Raw genomic sequence first — 16,240 nt, 5'->3', positions numbered from 1 at the left:
CGGTTACAGTATTCGATGCACGCCCCCTGATAGTTTACTAATCGGACGACTGATAAAAAATCATAATAAAAATGCTGCCGACCGCCCCTCCCCCAAAAGCCTCTCCATTAAATGATTTCCTAATCGCATTTTTTGCATTTGTTTCATCAACAAGCCTGGGCCTTCACCTCCGAAGCAGTGCTGAAACTTTACATTCAATCGCTTAATCGATTGATTTAACACCCAAGAAAATCGGCTTTGTATTGGGGAATTATCAGCAGAACAATCGGAAAGGATAATTTGGTGAATAGGGTAACAAGGAGATTCATTGTAGGAAAGTGCGGTCGATTTTATCGGAGAAAAATCCATTCTCACATCGACATCGGGAAGAAATTGTTCCGTTTGCCGTTGTTGGGTAGCATCAATACGAATTAAATCTCGGCGAGGCTTACCCGCTGCATATAATGCGGATGAAATTCCACTAAAAAGTGAAACAAAGAAAATTGATTTTCTCATATAAACAATCCAACCAATAATAAAAAGAAACTCCTATACTTTGAGGAAGTACAGGAGTTGTTAAAATTTCAGATACTACGGAGTAAACGCTCAAATTCTGAAAAAACCGACCGTACTTCCCAAAATAAAAATTAACCTTTATAACGCTTAAACACTAAGGTCGCATTCGTGCCGCCAAAACCGAAACTGTTTGACATAACGGTTTGTAAGCCTGCGTTTTCTTTGGTTTCCGTTACGATATTACAGCCTTCCGCCGCTTCATCTAAGGTTTCGATATTAATACTTGGTGCGATAAAATCATTGTCAAGCATTAATAAAGTATAAATGGCTTCGTGCGCGCCGGCAGCGCCTAATGAGTGACCGGTCATTGATTTTGTAGAAGAAATCGCCGGTACGTTTGAACCGAATACATTTTTGATTGCACCTAGTTCTTTTACATCCCCAACCGGCGTTGAAGTACCGTGAACGTTGATGTAATCAATCGGGCTGTCTACTGTTGCCATCGCTTGTTTCATACAACGCTCTGCGCCTTCACCGCTTGGCGCAACCATATCATACCCATCGGAGGTCGCCCCATAGCCGACAATTTCCGCATAGATTTTTGCCCCACGGGCAAGCGCGTGTTCTAATTCTTCAACTACCACTACCGCTCCGCCACCGGCAATAACAAAACCGTCACGGTTTGCGTCATAAGCACGAGAGGCTTTTTCCGGCGTTTCATTATATTTAGTTGAAACCGCCCCCATTGCGTCAAATTCGGTTGCACATTCCCAAGATAATTCTTCCGCACCGCCGGCAAAAACGACATCTTGTTTGCCTAATTGAATAAGCTCAAACGCATGACCGATACAATGTGCAGAAGTGGCACAAGCGGAGCTAATAGAATAACTCACGCCACGAATTTTATAAGGTGTCGCCAAACAAGCGGATACGCTGGATGCCATCGTTTTAGTCACGGCATAAGGCCCTATCGCCTTTACACCACGCGGGCCACGCACCGCATCGCAGGCAACCAATTGGTTATGCGCAGAGCCCGTGCCGGCACCAATAATCAACCCGGTACGGTCGTTGGAAACTTGATCTTCGGTTAAACCGGCATCTTCAATGGCTTCACGCATAGAAAGATAAGCATAAGCTGCCGCATCGCCCATAAAACGATAAACTTTACGATCAATGTGTTCGCTTGGATCCAATTTAATGGTGCCTGCTACATGGCTACGCATTTTCATTTCCACAAATTCAGGCACAACTTCAATGCCGGATTTACCGGCTTTCAATGAAGCAAGCACTTCCTCTTTATTGTTACCGATACTTGAAATAATACCAAAGCCTGTAATCACAGCTCTTTTCATTGTTTCTTCCTTTTGTTTTGTATGTAAAAATAGCGGCTCAAACTTACTACGAAATAAAAATATTTCAAGCAATAATTCATTTGTTTGACCAGTTAAGACCTCCAACAAACTCAATAAGCCAAGAAGTTCAGTATTATGGTTCAGTTGTACAAAGATAATTTTACATCCAATATTTATTTGGGTAGGGGGCGTTAGCTTTGCATAACGCACCATTTCATCTATTGGTGCGTTACGGCTTTGCCTAACGGCACCCTACAATGATTTGTGCCACTGCGACATAATAATGAGAAATTCGGTTATTATAAGTCAATTCAATCATGCAAGAAAGGAATAAAAATGCACCTAATTCGCTCCGCAAAAATTCATTTTAATGAAGAAAATACGCCTGTTTCCGATCAATTTGACGATGTTTATTTTTCCAATCAAGACGGATTAGCAGAAACGGACTATGTATTCTTACAGGGCAATCGATTATGGAAACGTTGGCTCACCCATCGGTGCGCACATTTTGTTATTACAGAAACAGGGTTTGGTACGGGATTAAATTTCTTTGCCGTCACCCGATTATTTCGTCAATTTCGTCAGCAGCATCCCAATGCGTCATTAAAACGTCTTTATTTTATTTCTTTTGAAAAATATCCGCTGCCATTGACCGCACTTCAACAAATCCATCGTACCTATCCGCAGTTTGTCGAATTAAGCCGGCACTTACAACGTTATTGGCAATCCTCTATTCAAGGCTGCTATCGCATTCATTTTAATGAAACCACGCTTGATTTATGGCTTGGCGATATAGCAGAAAATTTACCTCAGCTCGGCGATTATATGAATGAATCCGTTGATGCTTGGTTTTTAGATGGTTTCGCTCCGAGCAAAAATCCGGATATGTGGAATGAAAACCTATACAGCCAAATGCATCGCCTCACCAAACCCAAAGGTACATTTGCCACCTTCACGGCTGCAAGTGCGGTAAGAAAAGGGTTGATTTCCTTAGGTTTTAGCGTAGAGAAACGCAAAGGTTATGGCAAAAAGCGGGAATGTTTGAGCGGGCAAAAAACGCAGTCAAAACCGACCGCACTTTCAGCCCCTTGGTATTTACCGAAATCCGCCGAAATGAAAAAACAAGACATCGCCATTGTCGGTGGCGGTATCGCTTCGCTTTGCACAGCCATTTCTTTACTTAAACGAGGGGCAAAGATCACGCTTTATTGTGAAGATGAGCAACCTGCACTCAATGCTTCCGGTAACAAACAGGGTGCATTTTATCCGCAATTGAGTGATGATAACGAACTCACCGTACGTTTTTATATTCACGCATTCGCTTACGGTAAGCAATTACTGGATTGGGCGGAGGAACAACAGATTGAGTTCGAACATCAATTTTGTGGTGTCGCATTGTGTGCTTACAATGAGAAAAGTGCGGTTAAATTAGATAAAATTTCTCGCTTAGGTTTACCGAATGAATTATTTGAAAAACTCAATGCGGCACAGTTAAGCGAGAAAGTAGGGCTACCCCTTTCTTGTAGCGGTGGATTTATTTCCCAAGGTGGCTGGCTTGCTCCTCGTCAATTTGTACAAAATGCTTTTGCATTATTGAAAAAATGTGGTGTAACAATCAAAACTTCACAAAAAATCACCGCACTTTCACAAATCGAAACCGGCTGGCAGCTCCTTAACTCAGAAAATGAAGTCATACAACACGAGGTTGTTGTACTTGCCAACGGTTATAAAATCACCGATTTTAGCCAAACCAAAAAGCTGCCGCTCTATCCTATCCGTGGACAAGTGAGCCAAATTCCGACATCAGAAAACTTACTGAAACTACAATCCGTACTTTGTTATGACGGCTATCTCACCCCTGTTGATCACACAAAAACCACCCATTGTATCGGTGCAAGCCATCTGCGTGATAATACGGACCGCACTTTCAGTGAAAAAGAACAAGACGAAAATCAACAAAAACTCCGACAAAATATCGCCCAGCCTTGGACGCAAGATGTTGATACCTCCGGCAATATTGCCCGAATCGGCATTCGCTGCTCGGTGCGTGACCTTGCGCCAATGGTCGGCAATGCACCGAACTTTGCCCGACAATATGAGAATTATCACAATCTTTTTAACCTTCTCCGCCGAAAACAATCGATTGAAAGTGCGGTCAATTTTCCGAATCTTTTTCTCTGTGCCGCATTAGGATCTCGCGGATTAACCTCGGCTCCATTATTGGGTGAAACGTTAGCTTCGCTCATTTATGGCGAACCTTTGCCTCTAGGGGAAGATATTATGCAAAATTTATCCGCCAATCGCGCTTGGATAAGGAAGTGGTTGAAAGGATCAAAAGTGAAGTAAAATTTAACGGTATAATGGATAAAATCTTGTAGGGGCAGGCTCTATGCCTGCCCGAGGTTATTACCGACAATGGAGATAAATCAACGATATTTACCACAACATAAAACAATTTCGTTTACGGTATTATGCAGCAGTTGCATAAAAAGAATTTCTATCCGGAATTTATTTTGGAACGTAGGGGGCGTTAGCCGTAGGCGTAACGCACCTTTTTATCAATAAATTTCATTACGGTGATTTGTGCAACTGCTACATAATACCGAAAAAAAATGCAACCGCTGAGGGTTGCATTTTTCATTTACTTAAAGATTACCACTGATAACCTACACCTACACCACCGGAGTAATGTCCTGCGGAGTTAGCCGTACCGGTTAATTTCAGAATAACCTTACCGTTATCGCTGGCTCTTGAGTAACCCACCGCAATAGCAGATGCACCGCTATATCCGCCGGCTGCCGCCGCAACCATCGATTTACCCGGCATATAAACCTGAGGTAAGGAAGAGGCTGCTGCAGCGTTCGCACCGATACCGCGTACACGTTTATCTAAGTTATCAACGCGATTATTGACATTATAGATATCTCCTCGTACTTGGTCGAGCTGCCCTTTGTTAACCGCATCGGTCGGTTTCACACCCGGTGCAACATTGCTAATCACTTTATTGCCCGCACTGATGCCTTTATCGGTAACGCTTACGGTATCCGTGCCTTTCGGATCGCTACCTTTAATCACTAACCCGTTATTATTGACGGTGGTATTGCCGATAGCTACGCTACCCTCTTTTCCAAGATCAATATCTTTCGCCAATTTCACGGTTAATTTACCTTTACCATCAGAAACGACACCGATATTCGCCGCCGAAGAGAGTTTAGATTCATCAGCCTGTCCACCGACAACATTGACTCGTGAATTGAGTTTCTGTTTAGAGACCGTACCGGAATCGCCCATAAACTCTAAACCGTCATTTAAGGTTGCAACCTGTTCCTTACTGCCATCTTGTTTCGTGTACTCAATTCGGGTTTTGCTTTCACCGTCTTTTCCATCATTACCGTCTAAGCCTTTTTGGCCGTCAATAACGCGAATTGTGGCTGTGGCGTTCTTACCATCTGCGCCTTTCGGTCCGGTTAAGCCGATTGAACCGTCTTTACCGTTAATCACGACAGAGGAGCCGTCTTTACCGTTGACTCCAATCGTACCGTCAACACCGTCTTTGCCCGGCTCGCCTTTTTCGCCGATAATAAAGTTGTTGGCGGTTGACACTTCATAACCGTTATCAATTTGTTTCACAACGATATTTTTGCCTTGATTTAAGGTAAAGGTTTCATTGTTATTGATACGTTTATTCGTGCCGATAACTTCGCCGTTGGTCGCAAGGTTAAAGCCGCTATTGGCGATCGAGGTATAGAGCTGACTACCGTTGATTGCGTCTTTGCTATTCGGACTAATATCACCGTCAGCGACATTGGTGACTTTCTTATTACCGGCATTAATACCTTCATTTGTAATAGACGGGCCGTTTTTAATCGCTAATCCGTCATTATTCAATGTGGTATTACCAACAGTTACATTGCCGTCCGTCAAGCTTGTGCCGCCAATGGTTACGCTACCGTCTTTGGTTAAGTTCAAGTCTTTGTTCAAACTTACATCAAAGTTTTTACCGCCGGATCTATTCGTTCCGTTAGCCACCACTTTAATGTTGCTATCTCCTGCCGTAACCGATTCTTCTTTCGCGATTTGTTTTTTCATTTCGTCAGAAAGATCGATATTGTAAGAAGTTGTAAAGTTTGCTTTATCAACGGTTGTGGTTACATTGACTGCATTAGAGCCGGTAACAACGGATTTCTCTGCGTTCACGGTATAAATGGTATGGCCATCTGCTGCAGTTGTATTTGTTACAACAACGTTTTTACCTTGTTGAACTTCAGTCTTAGCCGCAGCGGTTGATGCATTTAATTGAGATAAATTAACCGCATCCGTTGCATTCGTACCGTTAGCAACATTGGTGATCGCTTTATTGCCCGCATCAATGCCTTTATTGGTAATTGACGGGCCGTCTTTAATGGTTAAGCCGTCGTTGTTAATCGTCACGTTACCCATTGTGAAGTTGCCGTCTTTCAACGTTGTATTACCTAGGGTAATGCTACCGTCTTTGGTCAAGTTCAAGTCTTTATTTAACTTCACTTCCATTGTGCCGTTAGCATGTCCGATAACGCCGATATTGTTCGCCGTTAAGTTCGCTTCTTGCGCTCCGCCGACAATATTTAATTGGCTGTTTAAAGTGCGGTTAATAACTTGATCGTTATCACCTTTGAACTGCAAGCCATCTTTTAAAGTTGCGATTTCTTCTTTATCACCATTTGGTTTGACGTATTCAATACGGGTTTTGCTTTCGCCATCTTTACCGTCATTGCCGTCTAAACCTTTCGTGCCGTTCACGACTTTAATAGTTGCTGACGCGCCATCTTTTCCGTCTGCACCTTTCGCTCCGGTTAAGCCGATGGAGCCGTCCTTGCCGTTGATCACGACAGCCGAACCGTCTTTGCCGTTTACGCCGATAGTACCGTCAACTCCATCTTTGCCATCTTTACCTGCCGCACCAACTGTAATGTTATTACTTGTCGCAACTTCATAACCGTTCGCAATCTGTTTGATCACGATGTTATTACCCGCATTCAAGTTGAAGGTTTCATTGTTGGTTAGCCGTTTATCCGCTTCGGTTAAGCCGTCTTGTTCGGAAACCGCACCATTAGAACCGGCAACGATCGCAGATTTAAGGTTAAATCCGACCGCACTTAGCGTATCTTTCGTGATGTTTTGGGTTGCATTTTTCAAATCGCCTGCATTCACCACATTATTTAAAGCATCACCTGTCAAGTTATTCAAGTATTCGTTGAAGGTAACATTCGTCGGCAATGATGTACCTTGTGGTAACACACCGCTATCAACATTGGTAATTAACACCGGGGCTGAGTTATTCGCACCGATGAATTTCACTTTGTTGCTTGGTGTATTGGTTAACGCACCGTTTTCATCAATGTAACTGTTGGTTGTGTTAAAGGTAATATTTGTCGCACCGGTTGTTGCGTTATAAACCGCATTCACCGCGACACCCGTGCCATTGTTAAAGTTCACCGTATTACCGTGAGTCACAAAATCAACGGCATTACCATTTGCTTGCAAGTTCCAACCCGCATTTAACACATCACCAACGGTTGCAGCATTATTGGTAATATTTTCATATTTATTACCTGTTTGATCAGGGTTAGAGGTTGTGGTGTTATCCACTTTATCTAAGTTACCGTTCAAATTCGTAATGGTGGTATTACCTAAATCGATACCGCCGCTACTGATGCTCACGTTGCCAATCGTCACGCTACCTTTATCGGTTAAGTTCAGATCTTTGCTTAATTTAACGGTTAAATTGCCGTCTTTGTTAACCACGCCGATATTGTTATCCGTTAACTTATCGGCTTCAGTTACGCCACCGGTGATATTTAAGGTTTCACCGAGTTTTTTCTTAATGGCTTTACCGTTATCACCTTTGAATACCAAGCCGTCATCTTTGGTTGCGATTTCACGGGTTGTCACTGAACCGTCTTTATTAGTTGTATTGTAAACAATACGTTCAATGCCATCACCGCCTTTACCGTTTTCATCAAGAGTACCGGTACCGTTAGCCACCGTGATATTCGCCGAGGCTGATTTACCATCTGCACCTTTCGGTCCGGTTAAACCGATTGAACCGTCTTTACCGTTAAGTACTACTGATGCCCCGTCTTTACCGTTCACCCCAATCGTGCCGTCAATACCGTTTTGTCCGTCTTTACCAACGGTTACATTAGCAAAGTTCGGCGTATCGGAAGTAGAGATACTGATTGTGCCGTTGGTTTGGGTGATATTGATATTATTACCCGCATCAAGGGTTACCGTATCGCCCATTCTCACGTTGTGTAAGCTTGTGCCGTTTGCATTACCGCTGGTGGTAATGTTCCAACCTTTCGCGACATCATTGGTTACGTTGGTGATGTTCTGATTAGTCGCATATAACTGGCTTCCATTCACCGCATCTTTACTATCCTCAGCTAAAGTACCTTCTGTCACGTTGGTAACTTTCTTATCACCTGCGTTAATGCCGTCTTTGGTGATTGATGGTCCATTCGTGATAGTTAGGCCTGTGCTGTTTAATACAGTGCCACCAAGATTTACACTGCCTTTATCAGTGAGATTCAAGTCTTTGTTTAACTTGATAGTCATCGTGCCATTCGCATCACCAATCACACCAATGTTGTTGTCCGTTAAATCCGCTTCCTTCGCACCGCCAACAATCTCTAATTGGCTGTTTAAAGTGCGGTTGATTTTCGTGTCATTATCACCTTTGAACACTAAACCGTCTTTTAACGTTGCGACTTCTTCTTTGGTGCCATCCGGTTTCACATACTCAATACGGGTTTTGCTTTCGCCATCTTTACCGTCATTGCCGTCTAAACCTTTCGTGCCGTTGACAACCTGTAACGTTGCAGAAGCACCGTCTTTACCATCTTGACCTTTCGGTCCGGTTAAGCCGATTGAACCGTCTTTACCGTTGATAACAACTGATGCGCCGTCTTTACCGTTCACGCCGATTGTACCATCAACACCCGGTTTACCGTCTTTACCTGCCGCACCTACGGTAATGTTGTTGCCGGTTGCAATCTCATAACCGTTGGCGATTTGTTTGATAACGAGGTTGTTACCCGCATCTAACGTAAAGGTTTCATTCGTGGCAATGCGTTTGTCATCATCACTTAAGCCATCTGCACTCACTTGACCGTTGCTATCCGCTACCGCTTTCGTGGTTAAGTTAAAGCCGCTATTTGTGATCGCTGTGTAAAGCTGCCCGCCGTTAATCGCCTCTTTGCTGCCATTAGAAACATTACCATCCGCAACATTCGTGATTTTCTTATCACCCGCATTGATGCCGTCTTTATTAATGCTCGGTCCGCCGTTGATGGTTAAACCGCCATTGCTTAAGTTAACATCACCAATCGTAATGGTGCCTTTATCGGTTAAGTTCAGATCTTTGCTTAATTTAACGGTTAAGTTGCCATCTTTATTAATGATGCCAATATTGTTATCCGTTAATTTGCTTTCTTCCGTTACACCGCCGGTGATATTTAAGGTTTCACCGAGTTTTTTCTTAATGGCTTTACCGTTATCACCTTGGAATACCAAGCCGTCATCTTTGGTTGCGATTTCACGGGTTGTCACTGAACCGTCTTTATTGGTTGTATTGTAAACAATACGTTCAATGCCGTCGCCGCCCTTACTGTTTTCATCAAGAGTACCGGTACCGTTAGCCACCGTGATATTAGCTGATGCACCGTCTTTACCGTCTGCGCCTTTCGGTCCGGTTAATCCGATTGAACCGTCTTTACCGTTAAGTACTACTGATGCCCCGTCTTTACCGTTCACCCCGATTGTGCCGTCAACACCGTCTTTACCGTTTTTACCGATTGTAACGTTATTTGAAGTCGCAATTTCATAACCGTTTGCGATTTGCTTCACCACAATGTTATTGCCGGCATTTAAGTTGAAGGTTTCGTTATTCGTTAAACGTTTATCTTCATCTGTCAAACCGCTTGCTTCTTCGGCGACACCGTTAGTGCCATCCACTTTTGTCGATTTTAAGCCGAATCCGATAGCACCTAATGTTGTGTTAGCAATATCTTTTGTAGCATTTTTCAAATCTCCCACATTGACAACATTATTCAATGCATCGCCGGTTAAATTACCCAATACATCATTGAAAGTTTGATTCGCGGGAATTGTCGCACCATTAGGCAATACACCACTATCCACATTAGTGATTAATACCGGAGCAGAGATATTTCCACCAACAAATTTAACCTTATTAGTCGGTTCATTTGTTAAATTACCGTTACTATCAACATAGCTATTTGTGGTATTAAAAGTTATGTTAGTTGTACCTGTTGTATTGTTATAGTCGGTTTTAACCGATACGCCCGTACCATTGTTAAAGTTAACCGTATTACCGTGAGTAACAAAATCAACAGCTTGACCGTTATTTTGTAAATTCCAGCCCGCATTTAACACATCACCGACAGTCGCAGCGTTTTTGGTAATATTTTGGTAATTATTGCCGGTTACATCCGGATTAGACTTAGTGTCATTCGTCACATTGTCTAAGTTACCTTTAACATTGGTAATCGTCGTATTACCAGCATTAAAGCCATCTTTACCCATCGTTACATTGCCGATGGTTACGCTACCGTTATTGCCTAAATTGATATTCTCAGCCAATTTCACAGTTAAGTTACCGTCTTTGCTAACAATACCAATATTATTTTCGGTTAATGTGCCGTTCGCACCACCGGTAATATTCAAGGTCTCGTTCAGTTTCTTATTGATGACTTCACCTTTATCACCTTTGAATTTCAAGCCGTCATCTAAAGTTGCAACTTTATGCGTAACATTATTACTATCGACATATTCAATACGTGTTGTGGTTTCACCATCCTTACCATTAACACCGGCAGGCCCTTGTCCACCCTTAATTGTTAAACCGTTTGTACCGTCTTTACCATTTAAGCCGATTGAACCATCTTTGCCGTTAATAACTACCGCAGATCCATCTTTACCATTTACTCCGATAGAACCATCAACACCATCTTTACCAGGTTGACCGTTTTGACCCGGCTCTCCTTTCTCACCGATAATTAAGTTGTTACCCGTTGAGATTTCATAACCGTTTTCAATTTGTTTCACAACAATGTTTTTACCTTGATTTAAGTTGAAAGTCTCATTGTTGTTAATTCGTTTATCGGTTACTCCCGTTGCCTCACCATTGGTCGCTAAATCAAAACCACTGTTGCTAATTGCGTTGTATAACTGTCCGCCATTGATCGCTTCTTTGCTGCCATTAGAAACATTACCATCTGCGACATTGGTGATTTTCTTATCACCTGCGTTGATACCGTCTTTCGTCACACTCGGTCCGCCGTTAATCACTAAACCGCCGTCCGTTAAGGTGCTGTTGCCAATCACCAAGCTACCGTCTTTGGTTAAGTTCAAGTCTCTATTTAACTTCAATACTAAATCGCCGCTTGCGTTACCTACTACGCCGATATTGTTATCCGTTAAGGTTGAAACGTTACTTGCGCCACCCGTGATGTTCAATTGACTACCTAAAGTGCGGTTGATAATTTGGTCATTATCACCTTTGAACTTCAAGCCATCGTCCATTGTCGCCACTTCGCGGGTTACTGTATTACCATCTTTATCTGTGGTGTTGTACACAATACGGGTAATGTTTTGACCTTTGTCTTTTTCGCTGACAGTCGTTTGACCTTCCGCTACGCTGATGTTTGCAGACTTACCGTTTGCTCCATCCGCACCTTTCGGCCCGGTTAAACCGATTGAGCCGTCTTTACCGTTAAGTACGATCGAAGCACCGTCTTTACCGTTTACACCAAGCTTACCATCAACGCCATTTTCACCATCTTTACCGATTGTAACGTTAGTAAACGTAACATTATCGGCTGTTGCAATCTCATAACCATCCTTGATTTGCTTGATAGCAATGTTATTACCGGCATCCAGTGTGAAGGTATCATTATTAGTCAGACGTTTATCATCGGCAGATAGGTTATCCGCTATTTTTGAATCGCCATTTGTTCCGCTCACAGCCTTAGAGGTTAAATTAAAGCCAACCGAACTGACACCTGAATTCACCGCATTTTTCAGATCGCCTACGTTGACGACATTATTCAATGCATCACCGGATACATTGGCAAGCTTATCAGCCCAAGTCGTACCGTTAGTGTTTGGTGTATCCACTCCGCTGGCGACATTAGTGATCAATACCGGTGCTGAAGTATTATTACCAATAAATTTCACTGTATTGGTTGGTGCGTTGGTTTGAGCCCCATTTGTATCTACATAACTATTGGTCGTGTTAAACGTAAGATTAGTTGTTCCGGTATTTTCATCATAAACCGTATTCACCGTCACACCGGTTCCATTATTGAAATTCACCGTATTACCGTGTGTTACAAAATCAACAGCTTGACCGTTATTTTGTAAATTCCAGCCTGCATTTAACACATCACCGACTGTCGCTGCATTATTTTTGACATTGTCATATTTATTTGCAGTCGCAGGATTACCGGTATTTTTGTTAGTTACGTTATCTAAATTTCCTTTTAAGTTACCTAAACTCATCGGAGTATTAGTACTGTTATTACCGCTATTTAACGAAGCAATCACATCACCGTTACTTACAGGGGTTACACCACTATTAGGTTTACCGTCAGTTACGTCACCGGCTTTATAGAATTTATCACCGACTTTAACTAATTTATCACCGTTCGCATTAGTGTAAACCACAGGTAATTGTGCATTTTCAACTACTTTTTGCGCATTGATATTAACGATAAAGTCTTTACCGCCCGTACTATTTTTCGTCGCATTTTCCGCTACACTAACCAAATCACTGCCGGCAGAAACACTTTCTTCTTTAGCGATCTGTTCTTTGATTTTTTGAGACAAGTCAACGCTATAATCCGTTATACCGGTTGTCGCATTATGTGTTCCGGTGACTACCACACTATCAGAACCGTTACTTACACTTGAAGTATTGGCATTTACGGTATAAACAGTATGACCATCCGCTGCCGTGGTGTTAGTAATAACGACATTATTACCTTGTTTAACTTCTGTTTTTGCAGCTGCTGTTGAAGCATTTAACTGTTGAACATTAACGGCATCTGTGGCATTCGTACCATTTGAAACATTAGTTATCGGTTTATCACCGGCATTTATACCGTCTTTTGTTACACTCGGCCCACCAGTGATGGTTAAACCGTCATTGTTCAAACTGGTATTGCCAATGGTGACGCTACCGTCTTTAGTTAAATCTAAAGTATTATTCAAGTTAATTTTAACTTTACCATCTGCAATCGTAGTGTTTAGATTACTGTTTCCGCCAATCACTTCGATTGCCTCACCTAGTTGGTGGGTCACATTTGCACCGTCTTGTGCTTTTAAGCCAAATCCTTTTTGTGCTTTTTCAATTGAATCAACAGCCTTAGCATTTAACCCCACAGTAATATTGTTGCCACTGACTGCCGTATCAATATAGTTATTCTCTGCACCGACAATATCAAAACGCCCGCCATTGGTGATATTTAAGCCCGCCACAGCATTAGCTTTATCCGCACCAACAGTGAAATTTTGCATTGCGTTATTGATTTTGTTCTTCGCATTATCACTGAGATCAAACGCCACTTCACCGTTTTTTGCCGTAGTTTTAACGTAATCCGAACCTTTGAATTTCACTTCTTCGGCTAATTTGTTAGTACCATTGCCACTGTCCGCGCTATATTTCAAGGTGACATCATTCGCCACTTTCGACATATTCACAGACAAATCATAATTTTTCGGATTTGCACCGCTTGCCGTTACGTTAACGCTTTTATCGGTGGAATTTACTGTTGTACGTCCGTCATCTACATATTTTTTATTTGCAGCGTCCGTGTCCGCAGTTGGTGCTGCCACGTTGTGCAATACATTATTGCCAAAGTCAATGTTACCATTCGGACGAACGGTTAAGTTTTGCGTGCTAACAGCGGTAAAATTCGGTGTATCTGAGGTGGCAATACTGATTTTGCCGTTGCTTTGAGTAATATTGATATTTTTACCCGCATCAATAGTGACCGTATCGCCCATTTTGACGTTATGGTCTTTATTGCCGGAAACATTACCGCCCGCACTTGCTGTGGTATTAATATTCCAACCTTTATTTACGGTTGCATTAACGTTATTGACCGTATTATTTAAATTGGTAACGTTATTATTGGTCGCATTTAATTGTGAGAAATTCACCGCATCATTTGGATCCGTACCATTTGAAACATTGGTGATTTTTTTACTACCGGCATTAATTCCGCCTTGGGTTACACTCGGTCCGCCCGAAATGGTTAATCCCGTATTATTTAACAAGGTACTACCGGCTTTAACGCTACCTGCATCTGTTAAATTTAATGTGTTATTCAAGCTTACGGAATAATTTTTACCGCCGGTACTATTTTTACCATTTTCTGTCACAATCACATTAGAAGAAGTTGAATTTACACTTTCTTCTTTCGCTAATTGTGTTTTTGCGGTATCAGAAAGATCAACCGAATAATTCGTTGTATTATTTGCCCCTGCAGTGGCGGTAACTTTAACTTTATCCGAACCGTTACTCACAATGGATTTATCGGCATTTACAGTATAAACCGAGCCATTTGCATCGCTTGTTTTGGTTACATTGACATTATTACCGGCTTTTACTTCGGTTTTTGAAGCATTTAATTGTTGAAGATTAACCGCATCAGTCGATGATGTACCATTTGATACATTGGTCAATTTATTTCCGCCAAAATTTATATTGCCATTAGGACGAACGGTTAAATTGCCGGTATCAACAGAAGTGAAATTCGGGGTTTTAGAGGTTGCGATACTGATCTTGCCACTGGCTTGGGTAATATTGATATTATCCCCTGCGTCAATGGTTACCGTATCGCCCATTTTGATATTGTGATTTGAACTACCGCTAACATTACCCGTGCCGGATTTAGTGGTATTAATATTCCAGCCTTTATTTACGGTTGCGTTAACATTATTTACCGTATTATTTAAATTGGTAACATTATTATTGGTGGCATTTAATTGTGAGAAATTCACCGCATCATTCGGGGATGTACCATTTGAAACATTGGTAATTTTTTGATTACCCGCATTAATGCCGTTTTTGGTTACACTTGGTCCACCAGAGATGGTTAAGCCTGTATTATTTAATGTGGTATCACCTGTTTTAACACTACCTGTTTTAGATAGATCAAGGGTGTTATTTAAATTAATCTGAACTTTGCCACCATTCACAGTAGTATTAACATTACTATTACCACCAATAACTTCAATAGGAGAACCCAAGTTATGCGTAACATTTTGCCCATCCGACGCTTTTAAACCGAAACCTTTGGCAATGGTATTGGTGTTATTAGTAATATTTTTAGTGTTATTGGTGATATTTTTATTATTATTTGAAATATTCTGCGTATTGTTAGCAATATTTTGAGTATTCTTTGAAATATTCTGCGTGTTATTAGCAACTTGATTAATAGCTTGTTTAGATGAAGCATTAAGATCAATTTCAACACTCGTACCGTTAACTTTGGTGGTGAGATATTTTTCATCTGCACTGATCACATCAAAACGATTAGCATCTTTGGTAACATTAATCCCTGTTGCATTGTGGTTTTTATCCGCCCCCACAATAAAGTTTGATAAGCCTGCCGAAGTGGTATTCAACTCACCGATGGCTCGAACCACCGCATAAAGTTGTGAACCGTTAATGGCATCAGTCGAATTTTCAGTTATTGAACCTGCTGCGACATTTTGTATTTGACGATAGAGTTTTGACCTTGCATTCCCTACAGAAAAGACTGGAGTACTCGAATTTGGCGCACCTGCAAAAATATAATTTGTTCCCGGTAGTTTATCTGCATTGGTTAAGTTAGTTGAGCCAGTCGTTGAATTTGAACCAATAGCAACACTATCGTTTCTCGTCACTGAAGCACGATAACCTAAAGCTGTTGCTCTAGCATAATCAGTACTTGCCCCACCACCTATCGCGATTGAGTGCAATGTCGAGCTTGTCCACTCTCCAGTTCCTCGCCCAACTCTTGAATATTCACTGGAACCAAATTCACCAGATTCTCCAATGGAAATCGTGCCGTAGTTTCCCACATCTTTAGTAGAACCGACATTTACAGCCCAAGACGTTCCAACAGCAGTCAATGCCAAAAGTAAAAATGTTATTTTTGAAAGTTTAAGACCACCTCGTTCTCTTTCTAAATTTCCTTCTTCTTTACTTGTCACTGATGAAGACGAACTTGACTTAGCATAGCCTTTCGCCAATTCAGAAACGGCGACCCAAGTGCCTAGCGAGTGATTCCAGATAACTTTGAATATTTTATTCATAAATGATAAACCTTAATGTCCTTTGA

At 41.8% G+C, this 16,240-nt stretch carries 4 protein-coding genes; 1 reads left to right on the top strand and 3 read right to left on the bottom strand.

Annotation, left to right across the window (positions count from 1 at the left end):
- Positions 1-60: 60 nt before the first annotated feature.
- Both HEMROJRC1_RS07610 and fabB read right to left on the bottom strand, forming a co-directional pair.
- The gene (locus tag HEMROJRC1_RS07610; protein ID WP_226692351.1) at positions 61-495 is read right to left on the bottom strand and encodes a hypothetical protein; all 435 of its coding nucleotides are present in this window, start codon (positions 493-495) and stop codon (positions 61-63) included.
- A 131-nt stretch (positions 496-626) separates the two neighbouring features.
- Positions 627-1,847: a beta-ketoacyl-ACP synthase I gene (gene fabB / locus HEMROJRC1_RS07605; protein ID WP_226692350.1), complete on the bottom strand. Its 1,221-nt coding sequence runs from the start codon at positions 1,845-1,847 to the stop codon at positions 627-629.
- 336 nt (positions 1,848-2,183) lie between these two features.
- Here fabB and mnmC point away from each other — a divergent pair, with 336 nt between their 5' ends.
- Entirely contained in the window at positions 2,184-4,193 is a 2,010-nt protein-coding gene (mnmC, locus tag HEMROJRC1_RS07600; protein WP_226692349.1) for a bifunctional tRNA (5-methylaminomethyl-2-thiouridine)(34)-methyltransferase MnmD/FAD-dependent 5-carboxymethylaminomethyl-2-thiouridine(34) oxidoreductase MnmC, read from the top strand.
- A 306-nt stretch (positions 4,194-4,499) separates the two neighbouring features.
- Here the strand turns inward: mnmC and HEMROJRC1_RS07595 are convergent, their stop codons facing one another.
- On the bottom strand, positions 4,500-16,214 hold the full coding sequence (locus tag HEMROJRC1_RS07595; RefSeq protein ID WP_226692348.1) for an ESPR-type extended signal peptide-containing protein: 11,715 nt from the start codon (positions 16,212-16,214) through the stop codon (positions 4,500-4,502).
- Positions 16,215-16,240: the final 26 nt, after the last annotated feature.

The organism is Rodentibacter sp. JRC1 (genome assembly GCF_020521555.1).
GTDB classification, from domain to species: Bacteria; Pseudomonadota; Gammaproteobacteria; order Enterobacterales; family Pasteurellaceae; genus Rodentibacter; species Rodentibacter abscessus.
This window is presented reverse-complemented; position numbering and strand designations above follow the sequence as displayed.

Bases quoted from the DNA above. Each gene is read 5' to 3' on its own strand.
- HEMROJRC1_RS07610 (WP_226692351.1), bottom strand. From the start codon at position 495: ATGAGAAAATCAATTTTCTTTGTTTCACTTTTTAGTGGAATTTCATCC.
- fabB (WP_226692350.1), bottom strand. From the start codon at position 1,847: ATGAAAAGAGCTGTGATTACAGGCTTTGGTATTATTTCAAGTATCGGT.
- mnmC (WP_226692349.1), top strand. From the start codon at position 2,184: ATGCACCTAATTCGCTCCGCAAAAATTCATTTTAATGAAGAAAATACG.
- HEMROJRC1_RS07595 (WP_226692348.1), bottom strand. From the start codon at position 16,214: ATGAATAAAATATTCAAAGTTATCTGGAATCACTCGCTAGGCACTTGG.